Origin of the sequence: Paenibacillus sp. 22594, assembly GCF_052044425.1 — a bacterium.
In the GTDB taxonomy this organism is placed as follows: Bacteria; Bacillota; Bacilli; order Paenibacillales; family Paenibacillaceae; genus Paenibacillus_AQ.
On record NZ_JBQENA010000016.1, the window covers coordinates 25,646 to 42,962 of the forward strand.

General features: G+C 47.6%; 16 protein-coding genes and 1 other annotated feature. All 16 genes read left to right on the top strand.

Going from position 1 to position 17,317, the window contains the following annotated elements; all coding sequences use genetic code 11:
• The first annotated feature begins 146 nt into the window (after positions 1 to 146).
• The 16 genes from cysE to rpoC all read left to right on the top strand — a co-directional run bounded on the left by cysE (position 147) and on the right by rpoC (position 17,173).
• Positions 147 to 839 (top strand): serine O-acetyltransferase, encoded by a 693-nt coding sequence (gene cysE, locus ACTJKB_RS29250; RefSeq protein ID WP_074113302.1) that lies wholly within the window; start codon positions 147 to 149, stop codon positions 837 to 839.
• A 54-nt stretch (positions 840 to 893) separates the two neighbouring features.
• Positions 894 to 2,300, top strand: coding sequence for a cysteine--tRNA ligase (cysS, locus tag ACTJKB_RS29255; RefSeq protein ID WP_440837805.1), 1,407 nt, complete (start codon positions 894 to 896; stop codon positions 2,298 to 2,300).
• The gene (locus ACTJKB_RS29260) at positions 2,297 to 2,734 is read left to right on the top strand and encodes a Mini-ribonuclease 3 (RefSeq protein WP_440837806.1); all 438 of its coding nucleotides are present in this window, start codon (positions 2,297 to 2,299) and stop codon (positions 2,732 to 2,734) included. The genes cysS and ACTJKB_RS29260 overlap by 4 nt, the downstream gene beginning before the upstream one ends.
• 39 nt (positions 2,735 to 2,773) lie before the next feature.
• Positions 2,774 to 3,535 carry a 23S rRNA (guanosine(2251)-2'-O)-methyltransferase RlmB gene (gene rlmB / locus ACTJKB_RS29265; protein ID WP_074086513.1) on the top strand — a complete coding sequence of 254 codons (762 nt, stop codon included), beginning with the start codon at positions 2,774 to 2,776 and terminating at the stop codon, positions 3,533 to 3,535.
• 2 nt (positions 3,536 to 3,537) lie between these two features.
• The gene (locus ACTJKB_RS29270) at positions 3,538 to 4,059 is read left to right on the top strand and encodes an NYN domain-containing protein (RefSeq protein WP_440837807.1); all 522 of its coding nucleotides are present in this window, start codon (positions 3,538 to 3,540) and stop codon (positions 4,057 to 4,059) included.
• A 162-nt stretch (positions 4,060 to 4,221) separates the two neighbouring features.
• Entirely contained in the window at positions 4,222 to 4,866 is a 645-nt protein-coding gene (gene sigH / locus ACTJKB_RS29275) for an RNA polymerase sporulation sigma factor SigH (protein ID WP_019908203.1), read from the top strand.
• A 482-nt stretch (positions 4,867 to 5,348) separates the two neighbouring features.
• Entirely contained in the window at positions 5,349 to 5,498 is a 150-nt protein-coding gene (gene rpmG, locus ACTJKB_RS29280; protein WP_074086515.1) for a 50S ribosomal protein L33, read from the top strand.
• A gap of 20 nt (positions 5,499 to 5,518) precedes the next feature.
• Positions 5,519 to 5,710, top strand: coding sequence for a preprotein translocase subunit SecE (gene secE / locus ACTJKB_RS29285; protein WP_019908206.1), 192 nt, complete (start codon positions 5,519 to 5,521; stop codon positions 5,708 to 5,710).
• 21 nt (positions 5,711 to 5,731) lie between these two features.
• Positions 5,732 to 6,265, top strand: a complete 534-nt coding sequence (gene nusG, locus ACTJKB_RS29290) for a transcription termination/antitermination protein NusG (protein ID WP_440837808.1) — start codon at positions 5,732 to 5,734, stop codon at positions 6,263 to 6,265.
• Positions 6,266 to 6,340: 75 nt separating this feature from the next.
• Positions 6,341 to 6,766, top strand: coding sequence for a 50S ribosomal protein L11 (gene rplK / locus ACTJKB_RS29295; protein WP_020427083.1), 426 nt, complete (start codon positions 6,341 to 6,343; stop codon positions 6,764 to 6,766).
• 81 nt (positions 6,767 to 6,847) lie between these two features.
• Positions 6,848 to 7,540, top strand: coding sequence for a 50S ribosomal protein L1 (gene rplA, locus ACTJKB_RS29300; RefSeq protein WP_074086516.1), 693 nt, complete (start codon positions 6,848 to 6,850; stop codon positions 7,538 to 7,540).
• 68 nt (positions 7,541 to 7,608) lie between these two features.
• Positions 7,609 to 7,762 (top strand) — a sequence feature (ribosomal protein L10 leader region).
• 64 nt (positions 7,763 to 7,826) lie between these two features.
• Positions 7,827 to 8,330, top strand: coding sequence for a 50S ribosomal protein L10 (rplJ, locus tag ACTJKB_RS29305; protein ID WP_440837809.1), 504 nt, complete (start codon positions 7,827 to 7,829; stop codon positions 8,328 to 8,330).
• 65 nt (positions 8,331 to 8,395) lie between these two features.
• Positions 8,396 to 8,755 carry a 50S ribosomal protein L7/L12 gene (gene rplL, locus ACTJKB_RS29310; RefSeq protein WP_440837811.1) on the top strand — a complete coding sequence of 120 codons (360 nt, stop codon included), beginning with the start codon at positions 8,396 to 8,398 and terminating at the stop codon, positions 8,753 to 8,755.
• A gap of 134 nt (positions 8,756 to 8,889) precedes the next feature.
• A complete protein-coding gene (locus tag ACTJKB_RS29315; protein WP_440837812.1) occupies positions 8,890 to 9,486 on the top strand; it encodes a class I SAM-dependent methyltransferase in 597 nt (198 codons plus the stop codon).
• A 418-nt stretch (positions 9,487 to 9,904) separates the two neighbouring features.
• Positions 9,905 to 13,450, top strand: coding sequence for a DNA-directed RNA polymerase subunit beta (gene rpoB / locus ACTJKB_RS29320; RefSeq protein WP_074086520.1), 3,546 nt, complete (start codon positions 9,905 to 9,907; stop codon positions 13,448 to 13,450).
• 111 nt (positions 13,451 to 13,561) lie between these two features.
• Positions 13,562 to 17,173 carry a DNA-directed RNA polymerase subunit beta' gene (rpoC, locus tag ACTJKB_RS29325; protein ID WP_440837813.1) on the top strand — a complete coding sequence of 1,204 codons (3,612 nt, stop codon included), beginning with the start codon at positions 13,562 to 13,564 and terminating at the stop codon, positions 17,171 to 17,173.
• Positions 17,174 to 17,317 lie beyond the last annotated feature (144 nt).

Genomic DNA, 17,317 nt, shown 5'->3' on the forward strand with positions numbered 1-17,317 from the left:
CGGTTAAACGTCTCTGCAGCTTTATGCTGCAGGGGCGTTTTTTGTTGAAATTTATGAATAGAGAGAGAACGTGGGTTGTAGACAATACCTTCCTTATGCGTACCTGTAAACAGGAGGCGGGGAAGTCAAAGAAGAGGGGAACCGTGATGTTTAAGTATATCAAGTCGGACATTCGGGCAGTATTCGACAACGATCCCGCAGCCCGCAGCTGGTTTGAGGTTGTCTTCACCTACGCCGGACTTCATGCCATTTGGGCACACCGGATAGCCCACTCTTTATATAAACGGCGCTGGTTTACACTTGCACGCGTCGTTTCCCAGATCAGCAGATTTATGACCGGTGTTGAAATCCATCCGGGGGCAACGATTGGCAATCGGCTGTTCATTGACCATGGAATGGGTATCGTAATCGGAGAAACCTGCGAAATCGGGGATGATGTGATTATCTATCAGGGAGTCACTCTCGGGGGAACGGGTAAAGAAAAAGGGAAACGTCACCCAACCGTAGGCAACAATGTTGTGATTGGCTCCGGTGCGAAAGTACTGGGATCGTTCCGGATCGGTGATAATTGCAATATCGGCTCCAATTCGGTTGTTCTTCGTGAAGTGCCAAGCAACAGTACTGTTGTGGGTAATCCTGGGCGGGTGGTTAAACGAAATGGCGAACGGGTATCTGACAGGCTCGATCACACCCAAATGCCGGATCCGCTGATCGATTCCCTGCGTTTTTTACAGAAAGAGATCGAAGAAATCAGAGAAAAGCTAGGTACAGAGGACAAACAAAAACAAGAGCAGCGCCGCCTGGAAAGCCAGCAGTATATCGGTGATTATGAAATTTAAGCATACCGGAATTCGGCAGAAGCCGGGGTCAAGCAGAAAGGATTGGGAACAAACATGGCATTGCAAATCTACAACACAATGACGCGCAGTAAGGAACAATTTGTCCCACAGGAATCAGGCAGGGTGAAAATGTACGTATGCGGTCCAACCGTCTATGGCTATATGCACATCGGAAACGCCAGACCCGTAATTGTTTTTGATACGGTCCGGAACTATTTGGAGAAAATAGGATATGAAGTCAATTATGTGACCAACTTCACGGATGTCGACGACAAGCTGATCCGCAAGGCCGAGGAGATGAACACTACAGTAGCTGAGGTTGCGGAAATCTTTATCAATGCCTATTGGGAAGATCTAGCAGGGCTTAGTGTAAAACCAGCGACGATGAATCCCCGGGTTACGCAGAGCATGGAGTTGATTATCGAGTTCATTAAGGAGCTCGAGGAAAAGGGCTATGCCTATGAAAATGGTGGTGACGTCTATTACCGTACATCCAAATTTTCTAATTACGGCAAGCTGTCCCGCCAGAATCTGGAGGAACTGCACTTCGGTATTCGGGTGGAAGTAGACTCACGCAAAGAAAAGCCCGAGGATTTTGTCCTCTGGAAAGCAGCCAAGCCAGGAGAAATCTACTGGCACAGCCCATGGGGAGATGGACGTCCCGGTTGGCACATCGAGTGCTCGGCCATGGCCCGTGAGTTTCTTGGTGACACGATTGATATTCATGGCGGCGGACAGGATCTGCAGTTCCCGCACCATGAGTGCGAATGCGCTCAGACTGAAGCGTTGAGCGGCAAGCCGCTCTCTAACTATTGGATGCACAACGGGTTCATTAACATCGGCGATGAAAAGATGTCGAAATCGCTCGGCAACGGTCTGCTGGTGAAGGATATCCGCCAGCGCTTCAAAGCAGGGACGATCCGTTATTTTATGCTTTCCACCCATTACCGCAATCCGCTGAATTTTACTGAAGAATCTATGCTGTCCGCAGAAAAAAGCGCTGAGCGTATCGCACTTGCGGAGAGCAATGTGAAGCACCGGCTTGAGCTTGATCCAGAAGGGTCCAAAGGTCAGGCAAGCGAGCAGATCACAGAGCGTTTGGCAGCCATTGTAGCCAATTTCCATGCCAAAATGCAGGATGACTTTAACACTCCTGATGCCATTACTGCTATGTTTGACTGGGTAAGTCTTGCGAACAATACGCTTGCGAATTCAGAAGCGCTGTCTGCGGACTTCGCGGCGCTGCTGCAAGCTTTTGCCGAAATGAATGCTGTGCTGCGCCTGACACCGGAGATTGAGGAAGAGGTTGCTGGAGAAGAAGTAGAAAGACTAATCGCTGAACGTGCAGAAGCACGCAAGAACAAGAACTGGGGACGCTCCGATGAGATCCGTGATGAGCTGAATGCAATGGGCATCCTGCTAGAGGATACTCCGCAAGGAATGCGGTGGCGACGCAAATGAGCGGGCCATTTAATCTGGAGAGTGCCTGGTTTCCCTATGAGCCCTCCAAGCCAGCCCGACTCCTCTCTCCTTTGGTTCTGGCGTACGCAGGAGATGCTATCTATGAAGTGGCGGTTCGCCAGTATTTGATCTCGCTGCCGAATCTGCGTCCGAATCATTTGCACCGTACAGCGACTGGGCTGGTTTCGGCCAAAGCGCAGAGCACAATCCTTTCTTATCTGGAGCCGATGCTTACGGATGAAGAGAAGGATGTCGCCCGGCAAGGACGGAATGCCAAATCCGGGACCATTCCCAAAAATGCAGATGTGCTGGAATACCGCCATGCTACTGCCTTTGAGTGCCTAATCGGTCATTTGTATTACACGGGCCAGCAAGCCCGAATCCAGGAACTCGTTGACAGCAGTATACAGTATATGATGAACCGGCCTAAGTAAGGCTATAAGGGTATAGATATTAGAACAGGAGGCATGAACATGGAAGAATTAAGGACAGAAGAGGAAATATTGGCGGGCAAGCATTCAGTGCTTGAAGCGCTTCGTGCCGGTCGTACACTCAATAAGATATGGATCGCCGAAACAGCGCAAAAGCACTTAACAGCACCCATTATTGCTGAAGCGCGTAAAGCGGGGATTGTGATCCAGCATGTGGATAAAAGAAAGCTGGACCAGCTTGCGCCTGGAGTACAGCACCAAGGGGTAGTAGCACAAGCGGCACCCTTTGCCTATGCAGAGGTTGCAGACATTTTGGCAGCGGCAGAAGCTAAAGGAGAGCCGCCGTTTCTGATTTTACTCGATGAAATCGAGGATCCGCATAATCTAGGCTCCATCCTTCGAACAGCTGACTGCACCGGTGTGCACGGAGTTATTGTGCCGAAACGGCGGTCTGCGCAAATCACGGCGACGGTGTCCAAAACCTCTGCAGGAGCTGTTGAATATGTACCAGTCGCACGCGTAACCAACCTCGGACAGACCATTGACCGCCTCAAGGAGCTTGGGGTCTGGGTAGTCGGAACCGATGTGGATACGGATCAGAATCTGTATGCCTCTGATATATTTACAGGTCCGGTAGCTGTGGTAATCGGGAATGAGAATAAAGGAATGGGCCGTCTGATCCGGGAAAAGTGCGATGTGCTGCTGAAGCTGCCGATGGCCGGGAAGATCAATTCACTAAATGCTTCAGTTGCCGCAGGCGTTATTATGTATGAGGTGCTGCGCCGCCGGCATCAGCAAGGATAGCTATGGCCGACTGGCGCGATATTCTTCTTGTGGATGGCTACAATATGATTGGCGGCTGGCCTGATCTTGCCGCATTGTCACTTACAGGAATGCAGGGAGCGCGCGACCGGCTGCTGGATATGCTGGCTGATTATCAGGCGTTTTCCGGGCTGCGTGTCATAGCCGTTTTTGATGCGTACCGTGTGCCGGGACTTGGCAGATCCTTTGTGCAGGGGAAAGTGCAGGTGTTCTTCACCAAGGAAAAAGAAACGGCAGATGAATGCATTGAGCGGCTGGTCGGTGAGTTCAATCACCGCAGACGGCAGATTTACGTGGCAACCAGCGATTTTGTGGAGCAGCATGTCATCTTTGCGCAGGGAGCGCTACGGATATCCGCCCGGGAGCTGCGGCTGGAGATCGAAGAGAACCAGAGGCAGGTCAAGAAGGCAATCGAGCCCGGGAGCATTAGCTCTACTAGGCATTCACTGGAAGAAAAACTGCCGCCTGAAGTTCGCAAACGGCTGGAGGACTGGCGCCGTCAGTAAAGAGACGGAAATTGAAGCGTTTTCGTTAAAAGTACCATAATATGTTATTGAAGATTGATTTTGGACAATCTGCGGTTGACGGTGTAAGGTAACATAATATATACTGATCCTATATTTCGCGAAGTAACGATGTGTCTTGCGTTGCAGCCGGGGGGATTCTTGGTGAGTGTCGACCTCAAGGAAATAATGCTGTCCGAGTATGATTTCATAAGCGATGAAGAAATTGTCGAGATCTTCCGTGGTGGCGACAGTGGCGCATTGGAGCATTTAATTAACAAGTACCGCAATTTTGTCCGTGCCAAGGCCCGTTCATATTTTCTGATTGGGGCAGACCGTGAAGATATCGTACAGGAAGGCATGATAGGCCTATACAAGGCGATTCGTGATTTCAAGGGCGACAAGCTTTCTTCATTCAAGGCGTTTGCCGAGCTCTGCATAACCCGTCAGATTATTACCGCAATTAAGACGGCTACCCGCCAGAAGCATATTCCGCTCAATTCCTATGTCTCATTGGACAAGCCAATTTACGATGAGGATTCTGACCGGACGCTGATGGATGTCATTTGTGGAACACAGGTGCTTGATCCGGAAGAATTGATTATTAACCAGGAAGAGTTCATTGGTCTGGAAGATAAGATGGCCGAGATTCTGAGTGATCTGGAACGTAAGGTTCTAATGCTCTATCTAGACGGACGGTCCTATCAGGAGATTGCTGAGGATTTGAAGCGTCATGTAAAGTCAATTGACAATGCCTTACAGCGAGTGAAACGTAAATTGGAAAGATATCTGGAAGTGCGTGACAATTGATGATATACTGTACGGGAAAGGCTCGGACATCGAGTCTTTTTTTAGTGTTTTGAGAGTGTTCTATTGAATTGACACGAGATTGTAGTCCGTTGCCGTTGACAGCAGGTTTATAGACAGTGCAAATGCTCCATAATGATAAGTAGTAATGGATAAGTCATTCCGAAAAAAGAAGACCTTCGTTTTATCGGCGGGCTATAACGGCAGATTCTCCTGGAGGATCTGAAGAGGGTTCATGCAATTATGGATTCTGATCTTACAGGATGGACAGTGATTGGCGTAAAAAGGTAAGGCCAGAGACTACGTACGTAATAAGGCTTAAGCACCCGAAATTACCCAATGCGATGGGGAAAACTTTCGTTGACACAGAGGTTGACGTTATGCTAAAGTGTTTTAGGTAGGCCTAAATTCGCGGCTTTTTTTAGGATCAATATTTGCGTCTTCTAATTTCAAAGTTAGAGGGACGTCTTCGGGAGGTGCACATCATGCGGGTAATTATCACTTTGGCTTGTACAAGTTGCAAACAAAGAAACTATGCGACAACCAAAAACAAGCGAAATCACCCCGACCGCTTGGAGATGAAGAAATTTTGCAAGTTCTGTAACGAGCAAACTCCTCATCGCGAAACCAGATAGTCTTTGGAGGTGTAGTCGGCGTGAAACGTAGTTTCAAGTCTTTGTTTTCCTTTTTCACTGAGAGCTGGAGTGAACTCAAAAAAGTTCGCTGGCCTAGCCGTAAGGAATTGAAAAACTATACATTGATCGTTCTCGGTACAATTGTAGTAATCGCTCTTTACTTCTGGGTTCTGGACATCGGTATTTCCGCTGTGATCGAAAGGATTATTTAGAGAGGTCCCAGGTGGCTTGGTATGGAAAAAAGATGGTATGTTGTTCATACCTATTCCGGGTATGAGAATAAGGTAAAGGCCAATTTGGAAAAACGCGTTGAGTCCATGGGCATGGAAGACAAAATATTCCGTGTTCTTGTTCCTATGGAAGAAGAACTGGTAAACAAGGACGGTAAGAAAAAAACCGTTATGCGTAAAGTTTACCCTGGTTATGTTTTGGTCGAAATGGTTCAAACTGATGATTCATGGTATGTAGTCCGCAATACGCCGGGCGTTACCGGATTTGTTGGTTCGACAGGTTCCGGGTCCAAACCTACCGCTCTGCTTCCGGAAGAAGTTGAACAAATTCTGAAGCATATGGGCATGGTTGAACCTAAAACGAAGATTGATTTCGAAATTAAGGAATCCGTACGTATTATGGTTGGTCCCTTTGCGAATTTTGTGGGCTCTGTGGAAGAAATTTTGGCTGATAAGAGCAAGATCAAAGTGCATGTCAACATGTTTGGACGGGAAACCCCGCTGGAGTTGGATTTTACTCAAGTGGAGAAAATATAACAGTCGCAAGGGTTTCTTGTGGGAGAACACTATTTAGTGTTCGAATACCACTATTTTTGCAAGGAGGTGTCACTCATGGCTAAAAAAGTTATTAAAATGGTGAAACTGCAGATTCCTGCAGGGAAAGCGAATCCAGCGCCTCCAGTAGGTCCGGCGTTAGGTCAAGCAGGTGTCAACATCATGGCATTCTGTAAGGAATTCAACGCTCGTACTGCCGACCAGGCTGGCCTGATCATTCCGGTTGAAATTACAGTGTTTGAAGACCGTTCCTTTACCTTCATCACCAAAACTCCTCCGGCTGCCGTTCTGCTTCGCATTGCTGCGAAAGTAGAAAAAGGATCCGGTGAACCAAACAAGAAAAAAGTAGCGAAGCTGGGCCGCGCAGCGGTTCGTGAAATCGCTGAAACAAAAATGCCCGACCTGAACGCTGCATCTATCGAAGCTGCAATGCGTATGGTTGAAGGTACTGCCCGCAGTATGGGGATTACAATCGAAGACTAATATGTCTTCGGTGAACCGGTCTTACATGACCGCAATATGTGGGAGGAATTTCCGCTAATACCACAAAGGAGGAACATTTTCATGGCTAAACATGGTAAGAAATACCAGGAATCTGCTAAGCTGATCAATAGCGAAGCGACTTACGAGCCTTCAGAAGCTGTAGAGCTTGTGAAAAAGGCAGCCACTGCGAAATTCGACGAAACCGTTGAAGCAGCAGTTCGTCTGGGTGTAGACCCGCGTAAACAAGACCAAGCAGTACGTGGTGTTGTTGTCCTGCCACACGGCACAGGCAAAACACAACGCGTGCTTGTATTTGCAAAAGGTGAAAAAGCGAAAGAAGCGGAAGCTGCTGGCGCGGATTTTGTAGGTGATCAGGATATGATCAACAAGATCCAACAGGGCTGGTTTGAATTCGACGTCTGCGTAGCTACACCTGATATGATGAGTGAAGTTGGTAAACTTGGTCGTTTGCTTGGTGGTAAAGGTCTCATGCCTAACCCTAAAGCCGGCACAGTTACTTTCGATGTTACTAAGGCTGTTCAAGAAATTAAAGCCGGTAAAATCGAATACCGCCTCGATAAAGCAGGCCAAATTCACGCGCCTATCGGCAAAGTGTCTTTTAATGCTGAACAACTGAACGAAAACCTTAAATCCCTGATCGATGCTCTGAACCGTGCGAAACCAGCTGCTGCTAAAGGTGTATACCTTAAAGGCATCGCAATTTCGTCTACTATGGGACCGAGCGCTCGTGTGAATGCAGCTGCTTTCAGATAAATAAAGGTTGACTCTCTGGGTCATCTTTGATAATCTGTAACAGTTGTGAACTTTAAGGTGATCATTCTTCAACTTGAATATGCTTACCGTAGACAGTAGGTGCCGTGAGGCTTAATTCCCTACCGAGGTGTTGTGATAGAAACAAGAAGTGTATGGCGCTTGCCGGACCACTATCGTTTTATCAAGCCTTCGTGAATCTGCGGAGGCTTTTCTAATGCCTGCGTAGGACGGCGTGGTTCCCTCGGGAATAATCGCCGTAACATAATTTTTCAGGAGGTGTATACAATTGGCAAATGCAAAAGTAATCCAAGCTAAACAGGACGCGGTTGATGTTGTTACCGGCAAACTGCAAAACAGTGTTTCTACTGTTGTTGCGGACTACCGCGGATTGAACGTTGCCCAAGTGACTGAACTGCGCAAGCAGCTTCGTGAAGCTGGGGTTGATTTTCAAGTCCTGAAGAACACATTGGTTCGTCGTGCAACAGCTGCGGCTGAACTGACTGAACTCGATGCCGTTCTGACTGGTCCTACAGCGGTCGCTTTCAGCGAAACAGACGCAGTAGTAGCCGCTAAGATTCTAAACGATTTCGCTAAAAAGAACGATGCTCTGAAACTTAAGGGTGGCGTTGTGGAAGGCCGTGTCATCGATGCGGACCAACTGAAAGCACTGGCTGAGCTTCCTTCCCGTGAAGGTTTGCTGTCTATGCTGCTTAGCGTACTTCAAGCTCCAATGCGCAACTTCGCGCTTGCAGTTAAAGCAGTCGCTGACAAGGAAGAACAAAGCGCGTAAGCCTTTGCTTCCCGCATTATAATCATTACCACAAAATAATTTTAATATAAAATGGAGGTTCAATCATGAGCAAAGAAACAATCTTGGAAGAAATTAAAGGCATGAGCGTATTGGAACTGAACGATCTGGTTAAAGCAATTGAAGAAGAATTCGGCGTAACTGCAGCAGCTCCAGTAGCTGTTGGCGGCGCAGTAGCAGCAGTAGAAGAAGAACAATCCGAATTCGACGTAATTTTGACAAGCGCTGGCGCTTCCAAAATCAACGTTATCAAGATCGTTCGCGAAATCACAGGCCTGGGCTTGAAAGAAGCTAAAGATGTCGTAGATAACGCACCAAAAGCAATCAAAGAAAAAGTAAGCAAAGAAGAAGCCGAAGCTACCAAAGCAAAATTGGAAGAAGCAGGCGCAGCTGTAGAAGTGAAGTAATATAAGCCTTCTGGTTTTGCACCGGGAATAGGTGTTATGCCTGTTCCCGGTTCTAGCAACCCCCTTGAACTTGTTCAAGGGGGTTGCTGTATAAGTTGCCTTGCTAGAAAGAGCAGAACGAAAGGGAGGATAATATGTCGCAGCATTATTACTCGCAGCAGCCGGATGCGCGTCATGATAGACGCACCATCGATACGGTTCTAAGAGGAAAAAGCCTCCGCTTTACCAGCGACTCCGGTGTCTTTTCCAAAGGAGATATTGATTACGGCAGCCGTGTACTAATCGAAACGATGGATATTCCGGATGGAACCTCCGTACTTGACGTGGGTTGTGGTTACGGCCCGATTGGGATTAGCGCAGCTTATCTGGCTCCCAAGGGACATATCACGATGATTGATATTAACAGCAGGGCGGTAGAACTAGCTCGTGAGAATGCACGGAACAACGGGATTACCAATGTAACAGTATTGGAGAGTGATGTGCTCTCTGCTGTGAAGGGACGGAAATTCGATGTGATTTTGACAAATCCTCCGATTCGTGCCGGTAAGACGGTGGTACATCAAATTTTCGAACAAGCCTATGAACATTTGAATGAGGGTGGAACGCTGTGGGTTGTGATTCAGAAGAAACAGGGGGCACCATCTGCAGTGGCTAAGCTTGAGAGCATGTTTGAGGATGTAGAAGAAGTAGGGAAGGACAAAGGCTATCGAATTATCAAAGCACAAAAATAAAAAAATCATGTTGACATGTATTGTCGATAGTGTTATTATTATAAAATGTCAGTATTAAGATAGGCTCCATGTCTTTAGTTTGCTGAAATGTCAAGTGATATATTGTCGCCGGTAAGCGCATGCCGTACGGCAAGTTTTTGCGAATTCAGTTCTCTATGTTCCTGTCACGGCGAGGGTCGCCGGGTCAATAGATAATAGCGCATAAACTGTTGCTTGGTGACGTATAATACCTACGTTTTAGGCAAATCTACGGATAAGGAGTATTTTGGCCGTGGAAAGATGCGCTCTTTTTTCGAAGATTTCGATAAGGGCTTTTCTTTATTTATGGCTGAGTCCTTGTGTTATGGTTCCATTATACGGGTCCAAACAAGGGTTCGCAATCAATTTTTAAGTGAGTAGACATGAGGGGTGAGTAAAGTTGGCAGGACATCTTGTTCAGTATGGTCGACGCACTCGGCGGAGCTATGCGAGAATTAAAGAGGTACTCGAGGTCCCTAACCTGATCGAGATCCAACAAAAATCGTATGATTGGTTTTTGGAGGAAGGTTTGCGTGAAATGTTCCAGGACATCTCGCCAATCCAGGATTTCACAGGAAATTTGGTACTTGAGTTCATTGATTACAGCCTAGGCGAACCGAAGTATACGGTTGACGACGCTAAAGAGCGGGACGTGACATATGCGGCTCCTCTGCGTGTGAAGGTGCGGCTCATCAATAAGGAGACCGGTGAGGTCAAAGAGCAGGAAGTGTTCATGGGAGATTTCCCGCTGATGACGGAGACCGGCACTTTTATTATCAATGGTGCGGAACGGGTTATTGTCAGCCAGTTGGTTCGCTCTCCAAGCGTCTATTTCAGCACGAAAGTAGATAAGAACGGCAAAAAAACCTACACCGCCACAGTAATTCCAAACCGCGGAGCTTGGCTCGAATTGGAAACGGACGCTAAGGACATCATGTATGTTCGTATCGACCGGACACGTAAAATTCCGGTTACCGTCCTTCTGCGTGCTCTCGGTTTCGGCAGTGATGCCGAGATTCTGGAACTGCTTGGAAATGATGAATATATTCGCAATACGCTGGATAAAGACAACACAGACTCCACTGAGAAGGCGCTTATTGAAATCTACGAGCGTCTGCGTCCAGGCGAGCCGCCGACACTGGATAACGCAAAGAGTCTTTTGGTTGCGCGTTTCTTCGATCCAAAGCGCTATGATTTGGCTAATGTCGGTCGTTACAAAATCAATAAAAAGCTGCACATTAAGAACCGGTTGTTTAATCAGCGGCTTGCACAGCCTTTGGTTGATGAGGCTACTGGGGAAATTTTGGCGGAATCCGGACAAATGGTTGACCGCAGACTTCTTGATGAGCTGATTCCTTATTTTGAGAAGGAAGTTGCTGCCAAAACTTACCGGGTAACTGGTGGAGTGCTGGACAGTGAAGATATCCCGCTGCAAACGATCGATGTATTCTCGCCGATTGAAGAAGGCCGGGTTATCAAGCTGATTGCCAACGGCAATATTGATAAATCCGTTAAACATATTACCCAGGCTGATATTATTTCCTCAATCAGCTACTTTATTAATTTGCTGCATGGTATCGGCAATACAGATGACATTGACCACTTGGGTAACCGTCGTCTGCGTTCCGTGGGTGAATTGCTGCAGAACCAATTCCGTATCGGGTTGTCCCGTATGGAACGCGTAGTGCGTGAGAGAATGTCGATTCAGGATGCGAATGCAATTACTCCGCAGGCCCTGATCAATATTCGCCCGGTTATTGCGTCCATTAAAGAGTTCTTTGGTAGTTCCCAGCTGTCGCAGTTTATGGACCAGACGAACCCGCTTGCTGAGCTTACGCATAAGCGTCGTCTATCCGCACTCGGACCCGGCGGTCTGACCCGTGAACGCGCTGGCTTTGAAGTCCGCGACGTACATCACAGTCACTACGGCCGTATGTGTCCAATCGAAACACCGGAAGGTCCGAATATCGGTTTGATCAACTCCTTGTCCACCTTTGCCCGCATCAATGAGTACGGCTTTATTGAGGCTCCGTACCGTTGGGTGGATCCGAAGACCGGCAAGGTGACAGAACATATCGATTATTTGACCGCCGATGAAGAAGATAACTATGTAGTTGCTCAGGCGAATGTGCAGATCGATGAAGATGGAACCTTTAAGGAAGACATGGTTATCGTTCGTTACAACAAGGATTCAGACAACATTACCACTATGCCTAGTAACCGCGTTGACTACATGGACGTATCACCAAAACAGGTTGTATCAGTCGCTACGGCGCTCATTCCGTTCCTTGAGAACGATGACTCCAACCGCGCACTGATGGGATCCAACATGCAGCGTCAAGCCGTTCCGCTTTTGATTCCGAAGGCTCCGCTTGTCGGTACAGGAATGGAGCATAAATCCGCTAAGGACTCTGGCGTATGTATTGTCTCCAAATATGACGGTATTATTGAACGTTCTTCTGCCAACGAAATCTGGCTGCGCCGGGTTGAGATGATTGAAGGCAAAGAAGTTAAAGGTGATATCGTTAAATATAAATTACACAAATTTATGCGTTCGAACCAAGGTACCTGCATAAATCAACGTCCACTGGCTAAAAGAGGGGACGTTGTGAAGAAGGGTGACATTCTTGCAGACGGTCCTTCCACAGAAATGGGTGAATTGGCCCTGGGCCGCAACGTAGTCGTTGCGTTCATGACTTGGGAAGGTTACAACTACGAGGATGCGATCCTGCTGAGTGAAAAGCTGGTCAAAGAAGATGTATACACTTCGATTCATATTGAAGAATACGAATCTGAGGCTCGTGACACGAAGCTGGGACCAGAAGAGATTACCCGTGATATTCCAAATGTCGGTGAAGAAGCGCTTCGCAATCTCGACGAACGCGGTATTATCCGTATTGGTGCGGAAATCAATGCTGGTGACATCCTTGTCGGTAAAGTAACCCCTAAGGGTGTAACTGAACTGACTGCTGAAGAGCGCCTGCTCCATGCAATCTTTGGTGAGAAGGCACGTGAAGTGCGTGATACTTCGCTGCGCGTTCCTCATGGTAGTGATGGTATTATCGTTGACGTTAAAGTCTTCACCCGTGAGAATGGTGATGAACTGCCACCGGGTGTGAATCAATTGGTTCGTGTCTACATTGCTCAGAAACGTAAGATCTCTGAGGGTGATAAAATGGCCGGACGTCACGGTAACAAGGGTGTCGTTGCCCGTATTCTTCCTGAAGAAGATATGCCTTTCCTGCCAGATGGTACGCCAGTACAGGTAGTACTGAACCCGCTGGGCGTTCCTTCCCGTATGAACATCGGACAGGTGCTGGAAGTTCATATTGGTATGGCTGCACTTCGTCTGGGTATTCACGTTGCCACTCCGGTATTTGACGGTGCTCGCGAGTATGACGTCTTCGATACGATGGAAGAAGCCGGCATGCAACGCAATGGTAAAACTGTGCTATACGATGGCCGTACAGGCGAACGCTTCGAACGTGAAGTAACTGTCGGTGTCATGCACATGATCAAACTGGCGCACATGGTTGATGATAAGATTCATGCCCGCTCCACAGGTCCTTACTCACTCGTTACCCAGCAGCCACTCGGCGGTAAAGCCCAGTTTGGTGGACAGCGTTTTGGGGAAATGGAAGTTTGGGCGCTTGAAGCTTATGGCGCTGCTTATACACTGCAAGAAATCTTGACAGTAAAATCCGATGACGTGGTTGGACGTGTGAAAACGTACGAAGCCATTGTCAAGGGTGAGAACTTACCTGAACCTGGTGTACCTGAAGCGTTCAAAGTATTGATCAAGGAACTGCAGTCGCTGGGTATGGATGTTAAGATCCTCAGTGGTGATGAGCAGGAGATTGAGATGAAGGAACTGGACGATGAGGACGAGACGTCAGGCGACAAGCTGAGCCTTAACTTGGAAGGCGCGGAAGTCGGGATAGAGTAGTTCTAGAAAAGATTAATTTCATTGAAATGAACCGTGCCCTCTGTTGACCTAACCGTCAAGAGAGGGCCTATGCGGTAATAAATCAAGATATAGATTAAGGAGGGTTGCTCCTTGTTGGACATTAACAGTTTTGAATTTATGAAAATCGGGCTTGCTTCTCCGGAAAAAATTCGCTCTTGGTCCCGCGGAGAAGTAAAAAAACCGGAAACCATTAACTATCGTACGTTGAAACCGGAAAAAGAGGGCTTGTTCTGCGAGCGCATTTTCGGACCGCAAAAGGACTGGGAATGCCATTGCGGTAAATACAAACGCGTACGTTATAAAGGCGTTGTGTGCGACCGTTGCGGCGTTGAAGTTACACGTGCCAAGGTTCGTCGTGAACGTATGGGTCACATCGAATTGGCTGCTCCGGTTTCTCATATCTGGTATTTCAAAGGGATTCCTAGCCGTATGGGTCTGGCCCTTGATATGTCCCCAAGATCGCTTGAAGAGATCATCTACTTTGCATCTTATGTTGTAACTGATCCAGGTGAAACACCGTTGGAGAAGAAACAACTTCTGTCCGAGAAAGAATACCGTAGCTATCGTGAAAAATACGGTTACGGATTCCAAGCCGGCATGGGTGCTGAAGCGGTTAAAAAGCTCCTTCAGGATATCGATATCGATAAAGAACTTGAATTCCTCAAAGAAGAGCTGCGCACAGCTCAAGGTCAACGCCGCAACCGGGCGATCAAACGCCTGGAAGTGATTGAGGCTTTCCGCAACTCCGGCAACAAGCCTGACTGGATGATCATGGATGTACTTCCGGTTATTCCTCCTGAGCTTCGTCCAATGGTTCAGCTCGATGGTGGCCGTTTTGCTACGTCTGACCTTAATGATCTGTATCGTCGTGTTATTAACCGTAATAACCGTCTGAAAAGACTGCTGGACCTCGGTGCGCCTGATATTATCGTGCAGAACGAGAAGCGCATGCTTCAAGAGGCAGTGGATGCTTTGATTGACAACGGCCGTCGTGGCCGTCCTGTAACAGGTCCTGGTAACCGTCCGCTCAAATCCCTCAGCCATATGCTGAAAGGTAAACAGGGACGTTTCCGCCAGAACTTGCTCGGTAAACGTGTTGACTATTCCGGACGTTCCGTTATCGTAGTAGGCCCGTATCTGAAAATGTACCAATGCGGTCTGCCAAAGAAAATGGCGCTCGAATTGTTCAAACCGTTCGTGATGAAAGAACTTGTTAACAAGGGCCTTGCTCATAACATCAAGAGTGCAAAACGCAAGGTTGAACGTGTCAGCCCAGAAGTTTGGGATGTGCTTGAAGATGTTATCAAGGAGCATCCGGTTCTGCTGAACCGTGCACCTACGCTTCACAGACTCGGGATTCAAGCATTTGAACCGATTCTGGTTGAGGGTCATGCTATCCGTCTGCACCCACTCGTATGTACGGCTTATAATGCCGACTTTGACGGTGACCAGATGGCTGTGCACGTTCCTCTGTCCGCTGAAGCTCAGGCTGAAGCACGTATCCTGATGTTGGCTTCCGGTAACATTCTGAACCCTAAAGATGGTAAACCGGTAGTTACACCTTCTCAGGATATGGTCCTTGGTACATTCTATTTGACTATGGACAACAAGGAAGAAAAGGGAAGTGGCATGATTCTGCGTACCGTGAATGAAGCTGTATCGGCTTACCAACGCGGAACTGCAGGCTTACATGCTCGCGTAGCTATTCCTGCCAAAGCTCTCGGCAAAACATGCTTTACGGAAGCTCAGCAGAATGCAATGCTTATTACAACTGTCGGTAAGATTATCTTCAACGAAATCTATCCAAGCAGTTTCCCATACATCAACGAAGCAACAAAAACAAACCTGCTGCAAGGCACACCTGAGAAATATTTCATTTATGAAAAAGGCGCGGATATCCGCGAAATGATCATGAGCCTGCCGGATGCAAGTGCAGTAGGTAAAGAATATTTAGGTTTGATTATTGCCCGTTGCTTTGAGATTTACCATACAACCAAGACATCTATGATTTTGGATAAAATCAAGCAACTCGGCTTCACGTACTCCACTCGTTCCGGTGTTACTGTAGCCGTATCGGATGTTATTGTACCTGAAGAGAAGGTAACCATTCTTAAAGAATCGGAAGCCAAGGTTGATGTGGTTGCCAATCAATACCGTCGTGGTCTGATTACCAATGATGAGCGGTATGACCGCGTCATTGAAATTTGGTCGAAGACGAAGGATGATCTTACGAACATCCTGCTTAAATCGATGGACCGGTTCAATTCCATCATGCTCATGGTTGACTCCAAGGCGCGTGGTAACAAATCGCAGATTACACAGCTGGGTGGTATGCGTGGTCTGATGGCTACACCTTCAGGACGGATTTTTGAATTGCCAATCAAGGCGAATTTCCGTGAAGGCCTAACCGTGCTCGAGTACTTTATATCCACTCACGGAGCTCGTAAAGGTCTGGCTGATACCGCTCTGCGTACAGCGGACTCTGGTTATCTGACCCGTCGTCTTGTTGACGTTGCACAGGACGTTATTGTCCGTGAAGAAGACTGTGGTACGGATAAAGGCTTCACTGTCAGCCGTATACAGGATGGTAAGGAAGTTATCGAGGATTTGTATGACCGTATTGAAGGCCGTTACTCCTTTGAAACTGTTCGTCATCCAGAAACGAAGGAAGTCATCGTTAACCGTAACGATCTGATTGACTCCGACAAGGCTGAGGAAATTGTGAACGCAGGGGTAACCAAGCTGCAGATTCGCTCTGTATTGAGCTGCCGTGCCCGTCACGGGGTCTGCAAGAAATGCTATGGACGCAATCTGGCAACAGGCAAACATGTGGATATCGGTGAAGCTGTAGGTATTATCGCCGCTCAATCCATCGGTGAGCCAGGAACCCAGCTTACCATGCGTACGTTCCATACCGGGGGTGTTGCCGGTGATGACATCACGCAAGGTTTGCCACGTATTCAAGAGCTGTTTGAAGCCCGTAACCCTAAAGGTCAGGCGACAATTAGTGAGATTGATGGTGTAATCAAGGAAATCCGTGAAACCAAGGACCGTCGTGAAATCGAGGTTCAGGGTGAAGCTGAATCCAAAACTTACTCCATTACCTATGGTTCCCGTCTGCGTGTCAGTGAAGGCCAGGAGATCGAAGCTGGGGATGAACTGACGGACGGTTCGATCGACCCGAAAGAAATGCTGCGCATCAAAGGGATCCGCGGGGTACAAAACTACATTCTGCAAGAAGTACAGCGTGTATATCGTAACCAGGGCGTTGAAATCAATGATAAGCACATTGAAGTTATGATTAAGCAAATGCTGCGCAAAATACGTATCATCGAAGCAGGTGACACGAATCTGTTGCCAGGAGCTTTCTCGGATATTCATGAGTATGAAGCTGCAAATAAGGAAGCAATTCTGTCCGGTAAAGAACCGGCAGTCGCCAAACCGGTACTGCTGGGTATTACCAAAGCATCGCTTGAGACAGACTCCTTCTTGTCTGCGGCATCCTTCCAGGAAACGACTCGTGTCCTGACAGATGCAGCGATCAAAGGTAAAGTGGATAAACTTCTCGGCCTGAAAGAGAACGTTCTGATTGGTAAGCTGATTCCTGCAGGTACAGGTATGAACCGTTACCGCAATGTCAAACTTAGCGATCCGAATGAGGAAAGCAAGCTGGAAGATTTGGAGACTGTTCCAGCTGAATAGTTGAATAATCATAGTGGCAGTTTTACGCGTCATGGTCTTTATTGATCGTGACGCGGTTACTCCACTGTGAATATTTATAAAATTATTGCCGAATTTCTTGACATCATCAGATGATAATGCTAAAATGTCTAAGGTGCGTGAGTG

Coding starts and splice junctions, on each gene's coding strand:
- rplA (WP_074086516.1), top strand. CDS start 6,848: ATGGCTAAACATGGTAAGAAATACCAGGAATCTGCTAAGCTGATCAAT.
- cysS (WP_440837805.1), top strand. CDS start 894: ATGGCATTGCAAATCTACAACACAATGACGCGCAGTAAGGAACAATTT.
- rplK (WP_020427083.1), top strand. CDS start 6,341: ATGGCTAAAAAAGTTATTAAAATGGTGAAACTGCAGATTCCTGCAGGG.
- rpmG (WP_074086515.1), top strand. CDS start 5,349: ATGCGGGTAATTATCACTTTGGCTTGTACAAGTTGCAAACAAAGAAAC.
- nusG (WP_440837808.1), top strand. CDS start 5,732: ATGGAAAAAAGATGGTATGTTGTTCATACCTATTCCGGGTATGAGAAT.
- ACTJKB_RS29270 (WP_440837807.1), top strand. CDS start 3,538: ATGGCCGACTGGCGCGATATTCTTCTTGTGGATGGCTACAATATGATT.
- ACTJKB_RS29260 (WP_440837806.1), top strand. CDS start 2,297: ATGAGCGGGCCATTTAATCTGGAGAGTGCCTGGTTTCCCTATGAGCCC.
- rplL (WP_440837811.1), top strand. CDS start 8,396: ATGAGCAAAGAAACAATCTTGGAAGAAATTAAAGGCATGAGCGTATTG.
- ACTJKB_RS29315 (WP_440837812.1), top strand. CDS start 8,890: ATGTCGCAGCATTATTACTCGCAGCAGCCGGATGCGCGTCATGATAGA.
- rlmB (WP_074086513.1), top strand. CDS start 2,774: ATGGAAGAATTAAGGACAGAAGAGGAAATATTGGCGGGCAAGCATTCA.
- cysE (WP_074113302.1), top strand. CDS start 147: ATGTTTAAGTATATCAAGTCGGACATTCGGGCAGTATTCGACAACGAT.